This window comes from Stenotrophomonas sp. YJH_SMC_54 (assembly GCF_059368435.1).
In genome coordinates this window covers 167414-183600 of record NZ_JCAFRS010000005.1, presented here as the reverse complement: position 1 = coordinate 183600, position 16187 = coordinate 167414, and the positions used below count along the sequence as shown (strand labels likewise).

17 protein-coding genes are annotated in these 16187 nt (G+C 67.0%); 10 read left to right on the top strand and 7 right to left on the bottom strand.

Going from position 1 to position 16187, the window contains the following annotated elements; genetic code table 11:
* Positions 1-156 precede the first annotated feature (156 nt).
* The 7 genes from zipA to AC5P5S_RS07930 form a co-directional block, all read right to left on the bottom strand.
* Complete coding sequence (gene zipA, locus AC5P5S_RS07960; protein WP_005410225.1) at positions 157-897, bottom strand: cell division protein ZipA; 741 nt, start codon at positions 895-897, stop codon at positions 157-159.
* 46 nt (positions 898-943) lie between these two features.
* Positions 944-4447, bottom strand: a complete 3504-nt coding sequence (gene smc / locus AC5P5S_RS07955; protein WP_087803639.1) for a chromosome segregation protein SMC — start codon at positions 4445-4447, stop codon at positions 944-946.
* Positions 4448-4705: 258 nt separating this feature from the next.
* Positions 4706-5155 carry a 50S ribosomal protein L9 gene (gene rplI, locus AC5P5S_RS07950; RefSeq protein WP_005410227.1) on the bottom strand — a complete coding sequence of 150 codons (450 nt, stop codon included), beginning with the start codon at positions 5153-5155 and terminating at the stop codon, positions 4706-4708.
* 104 nt (positions 5156-5259) lie between these two features.
* Positions 5260-5490, bottom strand: coding sequence for a 30S ribosomal protein S18 (gene rpsR / locus AC5P5S_RS07945; RefSeq protein ID WP_002804494.1), 231 nt, complete (start codon positions 5488-5490; stop codon positions 5260-5262).
* Between the two features lie 11 nt (positions 5491-5501).
* Positions 5502-5939 (bottom strand): 30S ribosomal protein S6, encoded by a 438-nt coding sequence (rpsF, locus tag AC5P5S_RS07940; RefSeq protein WP_005410228.1) that lies wholly within the window; start codon positions 5937-5939, stop codon positions 5502-5504.
* A gap of 230 nt (positions 5940-6169) precedes the next feature.
* Positions 6170-6712: a CbrC family protein gene (locus AC5P5S_RS07935; protein WP_062607372.1), complete on the bottom strand. Its 543-nt coding sequence runs from the start codon at positions 6710-6712 to the stop codon at positions 6170-6172.
* Between the two features lie 66 nt (positions 6713-6778).
* Positions 6779-7117, bottom strand: a complete 339-nt coding sequence (locus tag AC5P5S_RS07930) for a HesB/IscA family protein (protein ID WP_005410230.1) — start codon at positions 7115-7117, stop codon at positions 6779-6781.
* A gap of 128 nt (positions 7118-7245) precedes the next feature.
* On the opposite strand from AC5P5S_RS07930, the gene asnS reads away from it, so the two are divergent.
* The 10 genes from asnS to AC5P5S_RS07880 all read left to right on the top strand — a co-directional run bounded on the left by asnS (position 7246) and on the right by AC5P5S_RS07880 (position 16175).
* Entirely contained in the window at positions 7246-8640 is a 1395-nt protein-coding gene (asnS, locus tag AC5P5S_RS07925) for an asparagine--tRNA ligase (protein ID WP_005410231.1), read from the top strand.
* 30 nt (positions 8641-8670) lie between these two features.
* Positions 8671-8970, top strand: coding sequence for a hypothetical protein (locus AC5P5S_RS07920; protein WP_005410232.1), 300 nt, complete (start codon positions 8671-8673; stop codon positions 8968-8970).
* Positions 8971-8977: 7 nt separating this feature from the next.
* Positions 8978-9292, top strand: coding sequence for a hypothetical protein (locus AC5P5S_RS07915; RefSeq protein WP_005410233.1), 315 nt, complete (start codon positions 8978-8980; stop codon positions 9290-9292).
* A gap of 7 nt (positions 9293-9299) precedes the next feature.
* A complete protein-coding gene (locus AC5P5S_RS07910) occupies positions 9300-9938 on the top strand; it encodes an FMN-binding negative transcriptional regulator (RefSeq protein ID WP_049448997.1) in 639 nt (212 codons plus the stop codon).
* Between the two features lie 74 nt (positions 9939-10012).
* Positions 10013-10675, top strand: coding sequence for a carbonate dehydratase (gene can / locus AC5P5S_RS07905; protein WP_005410235.1), 663 nt, complete (start codon positions 10013-10015; stop codon positions 10673-10675).
* Between the two features lie 20 nt (positions 10676-10695).
* Positions 10696-11217, top strand: coding sequence for a 3-hydroxyanthranilate 3,4-dioxygenase (locus AC5P5S_RS07900; RefSeq protein ID WP_005413911.1), 522 nt, complete (start codon positions 10696-10698; stop codon positions 11215-11217).
* A 162-nt stretch (positions 11218-11379) separates the two neighbouring features.
* Complete coding sequence (gene kynU, locus AC5P5S_RS07895) at positions 11380-12654, top strand: kynureninase (protein ID WP_062607377.1); 1275 nt, start codon at positions 11380-11382, stop codon at positions 12652-12654.
* Between the two features lie 31 nt (positions 12655-12685).
* The gene (locus AC5P5S_RS07890; protein ID WP_062607379.1) at positions 12686-14053 is read left to right on the top strand and encodes an FAD-dependent oxidoreductase; all 1368 of its coding nucleotides are present in this window, start codon (positions 12686-12688) and stop codon (positions 14051-14053) included.
* Positions 14053-15492 carry an exodeoxyribonuclease I gene (gene sbcB / locus AC5P5S_RS07885; RefSeq protein WP_012480766.1) on the top strand — a complete coding sequence of 480 codons (1440 nt, stop codon included), beginning with the start codon at positions 14053-14055 and terminating at the stop codon, positions 15490-15492. The genes AC5P5S_RS07890 and sbcB overlap by 1 nt, the downstream gene beginning before the upstream one ends.
* Positions 15489-16175: a DUF2461 domain-containing protein gene (locus tag AC5P5S_RS07880; protein ID WP_005410240.1), complete on the top strand. Its 687-nt coding sequence runs from the start codon at positions 15489-15491 to the stop codon at positions 16173-16175. The genes sbcB and AC5P5S_RS07880 overlap by 4 nt, the downstream gene beginning before the upstream one ends.
* The last annotated feature ends 12 nt before the right edge of the window (positions 16176-16187 follow it).

Sequence of the window (16187 nt, the reverse complement as noted above, 5' to 3'; positions counted from 1 at the left end):
GTGGGGGCGAACCTTGGTTCGCCCCATCCACGCATGGCGTGGATCTACTGTTGTGGGTGCCGACCGCTGGTCGGGGTGGGTGCCGACCGCTGGTCGGGGTGGGTGCCGACCGCTGGTCGGGGTGGGTGCCGACCGTTGGTCGGCACACCATGGCGCTCACCAGCGCGGGGTCTTGGTCAGCGGCGGCGCCTGGTGCTGGCGATCATAGGCACGCAGTTCGTCACGGATGTGCGCGATGCGCTGCCGGCCGAGAGCGTTGCGGCTGTCGTCCAGCACCACGCCGTCGAGCAGCTCGGCCATGCGCTGCACGGTGGGCAGCATCTTCTCCCAGGCATCCAGCGCGGTCAGCGGCGCCGGCAGGGTCAGGAAGAAGGCGATGGCCGGGGTCTCCATGGCGCGGATGTTGGCCATGTCGAAGCTGCCCGGCTTCATGATGCTGGCCATCGAGAAGATCGGGCCGCGCTCGGGGTGGCCTTCCACCAGGCGGTGGAACACGTTCATGTGGCCGAACACCAGGCCGGTCTTCTCCGCCGCCACCACGATGTCTTCACCACGCAGCTGTTCGCCGGCGCGAGCGGCCACGAACAGCGACACGATCTTGTCGAAGTCCTGGGTGGCGCGCTTGCCAAGGTCGCTGGCCGCGCCGGCGTCGGTGTCGGCCAGGCCAAGCTCGGCCTGCTCGCCTTCCGAGCCCATGCCCGGCTCTACGCGGCCATCGGCCACAGTGACGCCATCATCGCCCAGCACCGGCTCGCGACGCTCGCCGCCGGTCGGTTCCGCGCTTTCCACGCGACGCCCCTGGGGCTTCTTCTTCGGACGGCCAAACAGGAAGATCGCAGCGATCAACAGCAGGCCGGCGGCCAGGATGCCGATGCGCAACAGTGCCGTGTCGGACATTCGATAGGTTCTCCGGCTAGTTCATTCAGGTAATTAGGATGGCACGTCAGGCCGCGCCCGCCAATCGTGCGGCTTCTTCCAGGTCCACGCTGACCAGGCGGCTGACGCCCGGTTCGCGCATGGTCACGCCCGACAGCTGGTGCGCAGCTTCCATCGTCGCCTTGTTGTGGCTGACGAACAGGAACTGCACCTTCTCGCTCATTTCCTTGACCATGTTGGCCAGGCGACCGACGTTGGCTTCATCCAGCGGTGCGTCCACCTCGTCCAGCAGGCAGAACGGTGCCGGATTCAACTGGAAGATGGCGAACACCAGCGCAACTGCGGTCATCGCCTTTTCGCCGCCGGACAGCAGCGAGATGCTGGACACGCGCTTGCCCGGTGGGCGCGCCATGATGGTCACGCCGGTGTCCAGCAGGTCTTCACCGGTCAATTCCAGGTAGGCGTGGCCGCCACCGAACAGGCGCGGGTAGAGCGCCTGCACGCCGGCATTGACACGGTCGAAAGTGTCCTTGAAGCGGCCGCGGGTCTCGCGGTCGATCTTGCGGATGGCATCTTCCAGGGTTTCCAGCGCTGTGGTGAGGTCGGCGTGCTGCGAATCCAGGTAGTCCGAGCGCTGCGAGGCCTCGCCATACTCGTGGATCGCGGCCAGGTTGACCGGCTCCAGCCGGCGCATGCGGCCATCGATCTGGTGCACGGCCTGCTCCCAGTCGCCCAGGCGGGCGTCCTCGGGCAGTGCATTGAGCACGTCCTGCAGCACGAAACCGGCCTTTTCCACCGCCGCCTGCAGGGTATCCGCGCTGAGCACCAGCGCCTGCTGGTCAAGCTTGCGCTGCGAAATGCGCTCACGCTGGGCCAATGCCTGTTCGTCGCGCTGGTGGCGGGTCTGTTCGTAGTTGCGCAGCTCGGCGTCGATGCCGTCCAGCAGCGTGCGCGCCTCGGTCAGCACGCGATCGGCCCGAACGCGCTCTTCCAGCGCATTCTGGTGCTCGGCCTGCAGCGCTTCGACCGGCGAATCACCTTCGTCCAGCTGCGAATGCAGCTCGCCCAGGCGCGAATCCAGCTGCCCGCGCTGGGTGCCCATGCGCTCCAGCGCCTGGCTCAACGAGGCCAGCTGCGCACGCTGCGATTCCAGGGTCAGGGCCAGCGAGTGCGCGCGCTCGCGTACCGCGCGGGCGGCGTCGCGAGCCAGGTCGCGCGCCTCGGTCAACTGGCGGCGCTCGCCCTCCAGCCGCTGCCGGGTCGATTCCAGGTCGCCCATGCTGCTGACCGCGTTCTCCAACCGCGAGCGCGCTTCACGCGCTTGTTCGTTGTTGGCTTCAATGGTTTCCTGCAGCTGCTTCAGCTCGCCTTCGATGCGATCGATGCGCGTGCGCGCTGCCTCCACCTTGCCCTGCTGGCCCTGCAGCTGGCCGGCCAGTTCGGACACCGCACGATGGGCCTGGTACAGCGCACGCTGCGCGTCTTCGCGCTGCTGTTCGGCAGCCTGCAGCTGCTCTCGGAAGCCGGCCAGCTGTTCTTCCAGTTCGGCCTCGCGGTCCTGCAGCTGCTCGATCTGCTCACGCAGCTCCTGGATCTCACGTTCGCGCAGCAGCGCGCCCTGCGCGGCGGCACCGGAGCGCGATACGCGCAGCCAGCCCTGGCCCAGGCGCTCGCCACTCTGGGTGATGATCGAATCGCCTTCCGGAAGGCTGGCCTGCAGCGCCTTGGCCTCGGACAGATCCCTGGCACCGTGCAGGTGCGCCAGCAGGCGCCGGATCGCTGCCGGGCCACGCACGCGTGCAGCCAGCGAGGTCGGCGCGACCTTCAGGTCCGCGCCATCGTTGGCGACCAGCGCAATGTGGCCCTCGCCCAGTTCGCCCAGCGCGTCGACCAGGCTGGCCGGGTCATCGACCAGCACGCCTTCGATCAACTGGCCGAGCGCGCTTTCCACCGCGTTTTCCCAACCGGCATCGACATCCAGGCGTTCGCCGACACGCGCCGCCGAATCCAGCCCACGCGCCTTCAGCCAGGCCACGGCGGCGCCCTGCTCCTGGCCCAGCGCAGCCTGCTGCAGGGTTTCCAGCGAAGCCAGGCGACCGCGCAGGCCATTGGCCTGCTTGCGCAGTTCGGCCAGTTCGTTCTGGCCATTGCGCTGCTGTTCCTGCACCGCCGCCACGCCCTGCTTGCGCAGCTCAACGTCTTCGCTCAGTTCATCCAGCGCGGTCTTCTGCGTGTCGTGCTGCAGGTGCAGCTGCTCGAAGGCTTCTTCCAGCGCGTCCACGTCCAGCCCGGCGCGCTCGGCGGCCAGGGCTTCACGACGCCGGTCGGCATCGAGGATCTGTTTGTCCAGGTAGTCCACGCGCGTGCGCTCGACGTCGCCGGCGCGCGAGGCTTCCGAACTCTGCGAGGTGTGCTGTTCCCAACGCTGCTGCCAGCTGGCCAGCCGGTCTTCAGCCTCGCGCAGGCTTTCCTGCTTTATCTCGTTTTCTTCCTGCAGTTCTTCCAGCTGCGGGGTCGCGGCCTCTACCGCCTCCCGCAGCACCCTCAGCTTGGCCTCGTCGCCACTGATGTGCTGCCCCAGTTCGGCCAGGGCCTGCTGGGTTTCGTCGCGCGCCTTGTGCAGGCGCTGCGACAGCTCGCGCTGGTGCTGGATCTGCTGCTCCAGGCGGGCCAGGGTGCTGCCGACCTGATAGACCGCCGCCTGCGCGGTGTTGAGCGCATCGGCGGCCTCTTCGCGACGCACTCGCGAGGTTTCGATGCGGGCCTCTGCGTCGCGCTGATCGGCGATCAGCTGCTGCAGCTTGGTCTCTTCCTGCGACAGGCCTTCGCGCAGCTTCGACAGGCGCCCATCGAGGCCACGGAATTCCAGCGCCTTCCACTCGGCATCCTTGATCCGGCGCTCTTCCTGCAGGGCCTGGTACTGCTCGGCCTGCCTGGCCTGGCGCTTGAGGTGTTCGAGCTGCTTGCTGATCTCGTCGCGCAGGTCACCCAGCCGGTCCAGGTTCTCACGGGTGTGGCGGATGCGGGTCTCGGTCTCCTTGCGGCGCTCCTTGTACTTGGAGATGCCGGCTGCCTCTTCCAGATACACGCGCAGGTCTTCCGGGCGCGCCTCGATGATCTGGCTGATCATGCCCTGCTCGATGATCGAGTAGCTGCGCGGGCCCAGGCCGGTGCCGAGGAACAGGTCGGTGATGTCGCGGCGACGGCACTTGGTGCCGTTGAGGTAATAGTTGCTGGTGCCGTCGCGGCTGACCGTGCGCTTGACCGAGATCTCGTTGAACGAGGCGTACTCGCCGGAAATCGTGTGGTCGGAGTTGTCGAAGATCAGCTCGACCGTGGCCTGCGACACCGGCTTGCGGGCATTGGACCCGGAGAAGATCACGTCGGTCAGCGAGTCGCCACGCAGGCGGCTGGCCGAACTCTCGCCCATGACCCAGCGCACGGCGTCGATGATGTTCGACTTGCCGCAGCCATTGGGCCCCACCACGCCGGTCATGTTGGTCGGCAGGTGCAGGGTGGTCGGATCGACGAACGACTTGAAGCCGGACAGCTTGATCGTGGAAAGACGCATAGGGGTTCCGGACTGGGGCCGGCAAGCGGCCTGCGTTTACCCTCCAAGCCATTGATCCTGTTGGGATCGATGCTCGTGGAACGGGTGTGACGCCCTGAGTATACCGATGTGGACGTGTTCTACGAATGGGCGTGGAACATTGCCCACCCCCACCCCGTCGGACGGACCTGGCCCGACACCGCGGAACGGCGCCAAAAACAAAACGGGCACCCTTGCGGGCGCCCGTTCTGCGGTGATGCCAGGCCTTGCGGCGTGGGATCAGGCTTCGGCGACGACGACGACCTTGACGGTGGTCTCGACGTCGGCGTGCAGGTGGACCAGCACGTCGTATTCGCCGATGTTGCGGAAGGCGCCTTCGCCCAGGATGACTTCGCTCTTTTCCAGCGGCAGGCCGGCGGCGGTGAAGGCCTCGGCGATGTCGCGCGGGCCAACCGAGCCGTACAGCTTGCCTTCGGTCGAAGCGTTGGCGGCGATGGTCACGCTCGCGCCTTCCAGCTTGGCCTTGCGGCCTTCGGCGTCAGCGTGGATGGCCTGGGCCTTGGCTTCGTATTCGGCGCGCTTGGCTTCGAACTCGGCCTTGTTGCTCTCGGTGGCCGGCACGGCCTTGCCCTGCGGCACGAGGAAGTTACGGCCGTAGCCCGGCTTCACGTCGACCAGGTCGCCCAGGTTGCCGAGGTTGGTGACTTTCTGCAGGAGGATCAGCTGCATGGTATTGCTCCAGATAAGTTATTCGTTAGCGAGGCGATGCCCCGCAACAAAGGCTGTCCGAATAGCTGGCACAGCGGGGGCGGCGCCGGGCCGCCCCGCTGGCATCAGACGTCGTGGTTGTCGGTGTACGGGATCAGGGCCAGGAAGCGAGCGCGCTTGACGGCGGTCGCCAGCTGGCGCTGGTACTTCGACTTGGTACCGGTGACGCGGCTCGGCACGATCTTGCCGTTCTCGGTCAGGTACTGGCGCAGGGTGTTGAGATCCTTGTAGTCGATCTCCTTCACACCTTCAGCAGTGAACTTGCAGAACTTGCGGCGACGGAAGAACTTGGACATGGGAAGGCTCCTTAGGCGGCGGAAGCGGCGTCGTCGCCGGCTTCGTTGTCAGCGGTGTTGTTGGACTCGCCTTCTTCGTCGTCACGACGACGGCGCTCACCGCGCTCCGGCTTGTCACCCTTCTCGTCCTTGCTCTTCATGATCAGCGACTGCTCGGTGTCAGCCTCGTCACGCTTGATGACCAGGTTGCGCAGCACGGCGTCGTTGAAGCGGAAGCTCTCGGTCAGTTCGTTCAGAACGGCCTGGTCGGCTTCGATGTTCATCAGCACGTAGTGGGCCTTCACCAGGTTCTGGATCGGGTACGCCAGCTGGCGGCGGCCCCAGTCTTCCAGACGGTGGATGGTGCCGTTGCCGTTCTCGACCAGCGACTTGTAGCGCTCGATCATGGCCGGGACCTGCTCGCTCTGGTCCGGGTGGACCATGAACACGATTTCGTAATGACGACTCATGTTTTTTTCTACCTTTCGGATGTGGCCTTGCGGCCGGACAGCCCCCCGCCGTTGAGACCGCGGTGGGGCAAGGATTCCCGCCGGGAGGCAGGAAGCCGCGCATTATGGCGCAGATGGGGGTGCCGGGCAACCGGCGGGTCACAGGGCAACCTGAACCGGGGGCGCAGCCCCCATGCCGACCCAGGCTGGCCGCTACCGGAGCCCCGCACAGCCCAAGAATCCGCCTGGATTCACCCCAGGTCGACGTGAAGGCGATGCTGGCCGCATTCCAGGCACTGGAACAGGCAGCCGACCATCATCCCGTCCCGGCTCAGGTGCGCCAGCACCCAGTCGGCGTCGCGCGGATTGACCTCCGCCACATCGGGCCGGACCTGGTCGAGGATGGGCAGCAGATCGTCGCTGCCGGCGAAACCGAGGAAGGCGCAGGGCCGTTCACAATGGCTCAGCCAGACCGATTGCTGCCAGGACGGGTAGCCCGGGGTGCGCTCGCAGATCTCCAGCAGCAGCTCACGGGCGATGCTCGGTGGCGGGTCGGCCGGGTCTGGCGAGCCCCCTTCGATATCACTCCAGCCGGTGAATTCACCCTCGTAGCTGGCCGCCGCCCTGCCGTCGGCGATACACCAGGGGCAAAGGTAATCCGGACGCAGACGGGTGTAGAACGGCCCGCGGTAGCGCAGTGTGCGCGGCTGGCCGCAGCAGTCACAGATTCCGTCGACCTCTTCGAAGGAGAGGGCGTAGGCGTTGGGGTGATAGGTAAAAGCCGGTCGTTCCATCCGTGGGGTCCCTGCCGAGCCCCGCGTGCCGACCAAGGTCGGCAGCTACCGGGACGCGCCGGGCCGTCAGGCCTTGTCGGCGTCGGTGGTGAAGCTCTCGCCGCAGCCACACTCGGCGGTGGCATTGGGGTTGCTGAACGTGAAGGTCTCGCTCAGGCCGTGCTTGCCGAAGTCGATCACGGTGCCGTCCACCAGCGCCAGGCTCTTGGCGTCGACATAGATCTTCACGCCGTCCTGCTCGAACACGGTATCGCCCTCGCGCTCGTCGCGTGCCAGGTCGGTGATGTGGCCCCAGCCGGAGCAACCGGTCTTGGTCACGCCGAAACGCAGGCCCAGCGCACCGGGGGTCTGGGCGACAAAGCGCTGCACGCGCTCGAAGGCAATGGGGGTCAGGCTGACGGCCATGGGGCTACTCCAGAGGTACGGGGACATTATAAGGAGCCGTTGCCGCGAAAAATGCCTCGCAAGCAGAACGCTGCAACCGGTAAACTCCCGTGTTCACAGATCGAGTCGATCAGCAGAGGATTCAAGTCATGACGGTGGTCAGCGTTGAACATGCGCTTGCCGGGAAGATCCCGGAAGGCGGCGAAGTCACGGTACGCGGATGGGTGCGCACGGTGCGCGGTTCAGCGAATCTGGCCTTCGTGAATGTGAGCGACGGCTCCTGCTTCGCCCCGATCCAGGTCGTGGCCGGCGACAGCCTGGCCAACTTCGACGAGATCAAGCGCCTGACCAGCGGCTGCTCGGTCATCGCCACCGGCACCCTGGTGAAGTCGCAGGGCAAGGGCCAGTCGTTCGAGATCCAGGCCAGTGCAGTGGAAGTGGTCGGCTGGGTCGAAGACCCGCTCACCTACCCGATCCAGCCCAAGCCGATGTCGCCGGAGTTCCTGCGCGAAGTGGCGCACCTGCGCCCGCGCACCAACCTGTTCGGCGCGGTCACCCGCATCCGCAACTGCCTGGCCCAGGCCGTGCACCGTTTCTTCCACGAGAACGGCTTCAACTGGATCAGCACCCCGATCATCACCACCTCCGACGCCGAAGGCGCCGGCCAGATGTTCCGCGTGTCCACCCTGGACATGGTGAACCTGCCGCGCGATGAGAAGGGCGCGATCGATTTCAGCCGCGACTTCTTCGGCAAGGAAACCTTCCTGACCGTGTCCGGCCAGCTGAACGTCGAGGCCTACTGCCTGGCGCTGAGCAAGGTCTACACCTTCGGCCCGACCTTCCGCGCCGAGAACAGCCACACCACCCGCCACCTGGCGGAGTTCTGGATGATCGAGCCGGAAATCGCCTTCGCCGACCTGGCCGAAGACGCACGCCTGGCCGAAGAGTTCCTGAAGTACCTGTTCCGTGCGGTGCTGAACGAGCGCAGCGACGACCTGGCCTTCATCGCCGAGCGCGTGGACAAGAACGCGATCACCAAGCTGGAAGACTTCATCAACGCACCGTTCGAGCGCATCGACTACACCGACGCGGTCAGCCTGCTGCAGAAGTCCGGCAGGAAGTTCGACTTCCCGGTCGAATGGGGCCTGGACCTGCAGACCGAGCACGAGCGCTGGCTGACCGAGGAACACGTCGGCCGCCCGGTGGTGGTGACCAACTATCCGGAGCACATCAAGGCCTTCTACATGCGCCTGAACGACGACGGCAAGACCGTTGCCGCGATGGACGTGCTGGCCCCTGGCATCGGCGAGATCATCGGCGGCAGCCAGCGCGAAGAGCGCCTGGACGTGCTGGACGCGCGCATGGCCCAGTTCGGCCTGGATCGCGAGCACTACAGCTGGTACCGCGATTTCCGCCGCTATGGCTCGGTGCCGCACGCCGGCTTCGGCCTGGGCTTCGAGCGCCTGGTGGTGTACGTCTGCGGGCTGTCCAACATCCGCGATGCGATCCCCTACCCGCGCGCCCCGGGCAGCGCGGACTTCTAAGCCCCATACGACCACGGAGGTACTGCCCCCATGACCCTGTTCTTCGCCCTCTGTTTCGTCGGCGTTGCAGTGGCCGGGTTCAGTGCCTTCGTGATCTTCTGGCCGCTGACCCTGGTGCACGTGCGCGACCGCCATCCGGCGCTCGCCGCGCGCTTCGGCAGCGGCGCCTTCCTCAAGCCCGATGCCCTGGCCTGGCTGCTGCGCCGCGACTATCGGCAGCAACCGGACCGCTCGCTGTCCGGGCTGGCGACACCGGCCTGGGTATCGCTGCTGACCCTGCTGGCCGGACTGGGCATGGCCGCCCTGCTCTGGCTGGCCTCGCTCTGGTAATACGCTCATGAACGACATCACCGCCTCGCGCGACAGCTGGTGGCTGGCCAGCCTCGGCAACACCCTGATCTGGGCGCGCCTGCGCGTTCGCCCGGCCGGCACCGCCGAAGTGCTCGACAGCGATGGCAACACGCTGAGCTACGACAGCGAAGACACCGCCCGTTCGCAGTTGTTCGACGCCGAGTTCGTCGAGTACGACGGCCTGGACGAGGAGGACGCACTGGTGCGCGGCTTCAGCCTGCACGAAGTGCAGCCGCCGCAGGCCGACAGCGACGAGGGTCTGCGTGGCCGCATGGTCCAGTCGCTGGGCGGGCGCGCCTGACCCCTGCATGTTCACCCCGCGCGCCTTCGCCGAGACCGACCTGCTCTGGCTGGACCGCCTGCTGGCACGCGACCCGTTCGTCACCGTGCTCACCCCCGGCAGCGATGGCCTGCCGGAGCTGACCCGGATGCCGGTGCTGTACCGGCGTGACGGCGACCAGATCGAACTGCGCGGCCACTGGGCCCGCGCCAACCCGCAGTCGCGCCACAGCGGCGCGGCCAAGGTACTGGTCGATGGCCCACACGGCTACGTCTCGGCCAGCTGGTATCCGGACAAGGAGCCCGCCGCGCGGGTACCCACCTGGAACTACGCCGCTGCCGAGCTGCGTGGCCAGCTGCAGACCTTCGACGACGCTGATGCGCTGGCCGAACTGGTCGGCGCGATCAGCGACCGCTTCGAAGCCAGCGTCGGCCAGGCCTGGCGGTTCGATGCCGCGCGCGCCGAACACGGCCCGGAGCTGCGCGCCATCGTCGGCTTCCGCTTCCAGGTGGAACACGTGCAGCTGAAGCTGAAACTCAGCCAGAACCATCCCGACGCCAACCAGCAGGCCGTGATCGCCGCACTGGAAGCGCTCGCCTCCCCGTCCTCCCATGAGCTGGCGCAGTGGATGCGCTGGCACCGTGAACAGTCCGCCTCCAGCGGCTGATCACCCCAGCTTCCCGCGACGGCGCGACCAGAACGGCCGCGCCTTGCCCCCACCCGACGCCAGGGATACCGCACATGAAAGACATCCACCGCCTGCTGCAGAACAACCGCGACTGGGCCGACCGCATCGCCAAGGAAGACCCTGAGTTCTTCCAGCAGCTGTCCAAGCAGCAGCATCCGGAATACCTGTGGATCGGCTGCTCCGACTCGCGGGTGCCGGCCAACCAGATCATCGGCATGGCCCCGGGTGAAGTGTTCGTGCACCGCAACGTCGCCAACGTGGTCGCGCACACCGACCTGAACTGCCTGAGCGTGGTGCAGTACGCGGTGGACCAGTTGAAGGTGAAGCACATCCTGATCGTCGGCCACTACGGCTGCGGCGGCGTGCACGCCTGCCTGCACAATACCCGCGTCGGCCTGGCCGACAACTGGCTGCGCCATGTCGGCGACGTGGTGCAGAAGCACCAGAGCATCCTCGATGCGATCGAGGATGACGAGCTGAAGCATGCCCGCCTGTGCGAACTGAACGTGATCGAGCAGGTCGCCAACCTGTGCCGTTCGACCATCGTCGAGGACGCCTGGGCGCGCGGGCAGAAGCTGATGGTGCACGGCTGGGTCTACAGCCTGAAGAACGGCCGGGTCAGCGAAATGGGCATCGATGTCGGTGGACCGGAAGAGCTGAAGCCAGCCTATGAAAAGGCACTGTCCTACGTGCCCCGCCAGGGCCGGCGCGACTGACCTCACTACGGACCACGACCATGCTCGCCTCGCCGATCAACCTGCACGCCTGGATCGAAGAAAACCGCCACCTGCTGAAGCCGCCGGTGGGCAACAAGATGATCGACAACGGCGACTTCATCGTGATGGTCGTGGGCGGGCCGAATTCGCGCACCGACTATCACTACGACGAAGGCCCGGAGTGGTTCTACCAGCTCGAGGGCGAGATGGTGCTGAAGGTGCAGGAGGACGGCGCGGTGCGCGACATTCCGATCCGCGCCGGCGAGATCTTCCTGTTGCCGGCCAGGGTGCCGCACTCGCCGCGGCGCCCGCCCGGCGGCATCGGCCTGGTGGTCGAGCGCAAGCGCCTGCCGCACGAGAAGGACGGCGTGATCTGGCATTGCGAACGCTGCAACCACAAGCTGCACGAAGAGTTCTTCCCGCTGCAGAACATCGAGACCGACCTGCCCAAGGTGTTCGCGCGCTATCACGCCAGCCTGGAGCTGCGCACCTGCAGCCAGTGCGGGCACGTGGATCCGCTGCCGGTGCCGGCGGCGGGCTGACGCCCACACCGGTAGGCGCCCACTTTGGTGGGCGCATGGATCCACGCGCGCCAACCAAGGTGGGCCACTACCAGAAAACGCGGCGCTCGAAGCGTGGCCGCGTCTACCGGGCCATGCCCCAGGCGCTACACTGGCGGTCCCGTTGCAGCCTGTTGCCCGACCATGTCCGACCTGCTCAGCCGCACCCACGCCATTGCCCTGGACGCCGCCGATCCGCTGCGCCCGCTGCGTAACGAATTCCTGATTCCGCGCCATGGCGGTGGCGAGCAGACCTACTTCGTCGGCAACTCGCTGGGCCTGCAGCCGCGTGGCGCCCAGGCCGCGGTGCAGGAAGTGATGAAGCAATGGGGCGAGCTGGCGGTGGAAGGCCACTTCACCGGCCCGACGCAGTGGCTGTCCTACCACCGTCTGGTGAGCGCGCAGCTGGCCCGCGTGGTCGGTGCACTGCCCAGCGAAGTGGTGGCGATGAACACGCTGAGCGTGAACCTGCACCTGATGATGGTCAGCTTCTACCGACCGACCGCGCAGCGCCCGGTGATCCTGATGGAAGCCGGTGCGTTCCCGACCGACCGACACGCGGTCGAAGCGCAGATCCGTTTCCACGGGTTCGACCCGGCCGAGTGCCTGGTGGAAGTGCAACCGGACGAAGCCAACGGAACGATCACGCTCACCGCGATCGAGCGCGCCATCGCCGAACACGGTCCGCGCCTTGCACTGGTGCTGTGGCCCGGCGTGCAGTACCGCACCGGCCAGGCCTTCGACCTCGATGCAATCACCCGTGCTGCCCGCCTGCAGGGCGCGCGCATCGGCTTCGACCTGGCGCACTCGGTCGGCAACCTGCCGCTGCGCCTGCATGACGTCGCACCCGATTTCGCCGTGTGGTGCCACTACAAATACCTCAACAGCGGCCCGGGTGCGGTGGCCGGCGCGTTCGTGCACGAGCGCCATCACCGCGACACCACGCTGCCGCGCTTTGCCGGCTGGTGGGGCCATGAGGAAGCCACCCGCTTCCAGATGGCACCGCAGTTCACCCCCGCCATCGGTGCCGAAGGCTGGCAGCTCAGCAATCCGCCGATCCTCGGCCTGGCGCCGCTGCGCGCGTCGCTGGACCTGTTCGAGCGCGCCGGCATGGAGGCACTGCGCAGCAAGTCGCTGGCGTTGACCGGCATGCTCGAAGCGCTTGTACGTGCACGCCTGTCCGGCGTGCTCGACATCATCACCCCGGCCGAGCCGCAGCGCCGCGGCTGCCAGCTGTCATTGCGCGTGATCGGTGGCCGCGAGCGCGGTCGTGCGCTGTTCGAGCACCTGCGCGGCATCGGCGTGCTCGGCGACTGGCGCGAGCCGGACGTGATCCGCATCTCGCCCACCCCGCTCTACAACCGCTACCTGGACGTGCACCACTTCGTCGAGGAAGTGGAAGCCTGGGCCGGCCTCTGAGCCGGTCCCTCCCCTACTGCTGGACAGTTCGTTGATCGCACATGCTTCCCGCTCGTTGAGCATTATCGGTGCCGGCCTCGCCGGGTCGCTGCTGGCCATCCTGCTGTCACGCCAGGGCTGGCGCATCACCCTGTACGAACGCCGTGGCGATCCACGCGTGGCCGACTACGAGAGCGGCCGCTCGATCAACCTGGCGCTGGCCGAGCGTGGGCGCAATGCGCTGCGCCAGGCCGGTGTGGAAGACGAGGTCATGGCGCGCGCGGTGATGATGCGCGGACGCATGGTGCATCCGCGCGAAGGCGAAGCGCAGCTGCAGCGCTATGGCCGCGACGACAGCGAAGTGATCTGGTCGATCCATCGCAGCGACCTCAACACCACGCTGCTGGAACTGGCCGAACAGGCTGGCGCGACCGTACACTTCCACCGCCGCCTGCACACTGTCGATTTCGACGCCGGCTACGCACGCTTCATCGACGACCGCGACGACAGCCCGCATGACATCCGCTTCGACACCCTGATCGGTGCCGATGGTGCAGGCTCGGCCCTGCGCGCGGCGATGAACCGGCGGGCGCCGCTGGGCGAGGACATCGCGTTCCTCGATCACTCCTACAAGGAGCTGGAAATTCCGCCGGCCGACGATGGCAGCTTCCGCATCGAGCGCAACGCGCTGCATATCTGGCCGCGCGGCCATTACATGTGCATCGCCCTGCCCAATCACGAAGGCACCTTCACCGTCACTTTGTTCCTGCCCAACCAGGGCGATCCCAGCTTCGCCACGATCAATACCGGCGCGCAGGCCGAGGCGCTGTTCGCGCGCGAGTTCGCCGACACCCTGCCACTGATCCCGAACCTGCGCGCAGACTGGGAACAGCACCCGCCGGGCCTGCTTGGCACGCTGACGCTCGATCGCTGGCACCAGCAGGGCCGTGCCGTGCTGATCGGCGACGCCGCGCATGCGATGGTGCCGTTCCACGGCCAGGGCATGAACTGCGCGTTCGAGGACTGCGTTGCACTGGCCCGCCACCTGATGGAGGCCGATGATCTGGAAGGTGCGTTCGCCGCGTTCGAAGCCGAGCGCAAGCCGAATGCACGTGCCATCCAGCAGATGGCGCTGGAGAACTACCTGGAAATGCGCGACCGCGTCGCCGACCCTGCATTCCTGCTGCAGCGCGAACTGGAACAGGAACTGCAGCGGCGCTGGCCGACCCGCTTCGTGCCGCACTACACGATGGTCACCTTCCTGCACACGCCGTACGCCGAGGCGCTGCGCCGCACCGAACTGCAACGCGACATGCTGGTGGCCGCCACCGCCGGCCATGATTCACTGGACAACATCGACTGGGCCGCGCTGGAAGCGCAGATCCACGCGCAGCTGCCGGTCCTGGAGGGCGCGCACTGATGGCTGACAGCTTCCTGTTCTACGATCTGGAAACCTTCGGCCAGGACCCGCGGCGCACGCGCATCTCGCAGTTCGCCGCCATCCGAACCGACGCCGATCTCAACGAAATCGACACCCCGGTCAGCTTCTTCGTGCGCCCGGCCGATGATCTGCTGCCCTCGCCGATGGCCACCCTGGTTACCGGCATCACCCCGCAGCAGGCACTGGCCGAGGGCATCAGCGAGGCCGAGGCCTTCGACCGCATCAACGAGCAGCTGTCGCGCCCCGGCACCTGCGCGCTGGGCTACAACACGCTGCGCTTCGACGATGAGTTCGTCCGCTACGGGCTGTTCCGCAACTTCCACGACCCGTACGAACGCGAGTGGCGCAACGGTAATTCGCGCTGGGACCTGCTGGACATGCTGCGGCTGATGCGCGCGATGCGCCCGGACGGCATCCAGTGGCCGCTGCGCGAGGATGGCGCCACCTCGTTCAAGCTCGAACATCTGGCCGAAGCCAACCACGTGCGCGAAGGCGATGCACACGAAGCACTGTCCGACGTGCGCGCCACCATCGGCATGGCGCGGCTGTTCAAGCAGTCGCAACCACGCCTGTGGGACTACGCCCTGAAGCTGCGCGACAAGCGTTTCGTCGGCGGCCTGCTGGACGTGGCCGCGATGAAGCCGGTGCTGCACATTTCCATGCGCTACCCGGCCAGCCGCCTGTGCGCGGCACCGGTGCTGCCGTTGGCCGTGCACCCGACCATCAACAACCGGGTGATCGTGTTCGACCTGGAAGGCGAGATCGACGATCTGCTGGAGCTGCCGGCGGAGGTGATCGCACAGCGCCTGTACATGCGTGCCAGCGAGCTGCCCGAAGGCGTGGCACGGGTACCTCTGAAGGAAGTGCATCTGAACAAGGTGCCGGCGCTGATCGCCTGGAACCACCTGCGCGCCGATGACCACGCGCGCCTCGGCCTGGATGTGGCTGCGATCGAAGCCAAGGTGGAACGCCTGCGCGCGTTCGCCCCGCAGCTGGCCGAGAAGGCCCGGCAGGTCTACAACCAGCCCCGCGCCGCCACCGTGGCCGACGTCGATGCCTCGCTGTACGACGGCTTCCTCGGCAACGGTGACAAGCCGCTGCTTGCGCTTGCACGCACCACTGCGCCCGAGCAGCTGGCCGCGCTGGAAGGTCGCTTCCGCGACCCGCGCCTGCCGGAGCTGCTGTTCCGCTACCGCGCGCGCAATCATCCCGACAGCCTCGCGCCGCCTGAACGCCAGCGCTGGCAGGATTACCGCCGCCAGCGCCTGCTCGGAGACGGCGGCCTGGGCGAACTCAACCTGCCCCAGTACCAGCAGCAGCTGGATGCACTGGCCGCCGAAGCGCCCGATGACACCCGGCGCCAGGCCCTGCTGCAATCGCTGCGCGACTGGGGCCAGCACCTGCAGGAGACGCTGTGAGCACTTATTTCTCGGACGCCAGCTTCAAGTTCCTGCGCAGCCTTGCGCGGCACAACGACAAGGCCTGGTTCAACGATCACCGCCAGCAGTACGAAGACCACGTGCGGCAGCCGTTCCTGCGCCTGCTGGGCGACCTGCAGCCGGCGCTGGCCGAGGTCAGCGAGCACTTCCGCGCCGATACCCGTGGCGTCGGTGGTTCGCTGTTCCGCATCCATCGTGACGCGCGTTTTTCCAACGACAAGTCGCCGTACAAGACCTGGCAGGGTGCACGCCTGTTCCATGAGCGCCGCCGCGAAGTGGCCGCGCCCTCGTTCTACGTGCACCTGCAGCCGGGCGAGAGTTTCGTCGGCGCTGGCCTGTGGCATCCGGAACCGGAAACCCAGCGCCGCGTACGCCACTTCATCCTCGACAATCCGGGCAGCTGGAAGGCCGCCGCGCATGCACCGGCCCTGCGCAAACGCTTCGATTTCGAGGAGAGCGAAAAGCTGGTGCGGCCCCCGCGTGGCTTCCCGGCCGACTTCGAGTTCATCGACGACCTCAAGCACCGCAACTGGGTGATGTGGCGCTCGCTGGACGATGCCACCATGACCGGCCCGCGCCTGCTGTCCACGCTGGGCAAGGACCTGGCTGGGCTCGGCCCGTTCGTTGACTACCTGTGCGCGGCGCTGGACCTGGAGTTCTGAGCCGCATCACCT

Coding starts and splice junctions, on each gene's coding strand:
- zipA (WP_005410225.1), bottom strand. CDS start 897: ATGTCCGACACGGCACTGTTGCGCATCGGCATCCTGGCCGCCGGCCTG.
- smc (WP_087803639.1), bottom strand. CDS start 4,447: ATGCGTCTTTCCACGATCAAGCTGTCCGGCTTCAAGTCGTTCGTCGAT.
- rplI (WP_005410227.1), bottom strand. CDS start 5,155: ATGCAGCTGATCCTCCTGCAGAAAGTCACCAACCTCGGCAACCTGGGC.
- rpsR (WP_002804494.1), bottom strand. CDS start 5,490: ATGTCCAAGTTCTTCCGTCGCCGCAAGTTCTGCAAGTTCACTGCTGAA.
- rpsF (WP_005410228.1), bottom strand. CDS start 5,939: ATGAGTCGTCATTACGAAATCGTGTTCATGGTCCACCCGGACCAGAGC.
- AC5P5S_RS07935 (WP_062607372.1), bottom strand. CDS start 6,712: ATGGAACGACCGGCTTTTACCTATCACCCCAACGCCTACGCCCTCTCC.
- AC5P5S_RS07930 (WP_005410230.1), bottom strand. CDS start 7,117: ATGGCCGTCAGCCTGACCCCCATTGCCTTCGAGCGCGTGCAGCGCTTT.
- asnS (WP_005410231.1), top strand. CDS start 7,246: ATGACGGTGGTCAGCGTTGAACATGCGCTTGCCGGGAAGATCCCGGAA.
- AC5P5S_RS07920 (WP_005410232.1), top strand. CDS start 8,671: ATGACCCTGTTCTTCGCCCTCTGTTTCGTCGGCGTTGCAGTGGCCGGG.
- AC5P5S_RS07915 (WP_005410233.1), top strand. CDS start 8,978: ATGAACGACATCACCGCCTCGCGCGACAGCTGGTGGCTGGCCAGCCTC.
- AC5P5S_RS07910 (WP_049448997.1), top strand. CDS start 9,300: ATGTTCACCCCGCGCGCCTTCGCCGAGACCGACCTGCTCTGGCTGGAC.
- can (WP_005410235.1), top strand. CDS start 10,013: ATGAAAGACATCCACCGCCTGCTGCAGAACAACCGCGACTGGGCCGAC.
- AC5P5S_RS07900 (WP_005413911.1), top strand. CDS start 10,696: ATGCTCGCCTCGCCGATCAACCTGCACGCCTGGATCGAAGAAAACCGC.
- kynU (WP_062607377.1), top strand. CDS start 11,380: ATGTCCGACCTGCTCAGCCGCACCCACGCCATTGCCCTGGACGCCGCC.
- sbcB (WP_012480766.1), top strand. CDS start 14,053: ATGGCTGACAGCTTCCTGTTCTACGATCTGGAAACCTTCGGCCAGGAC.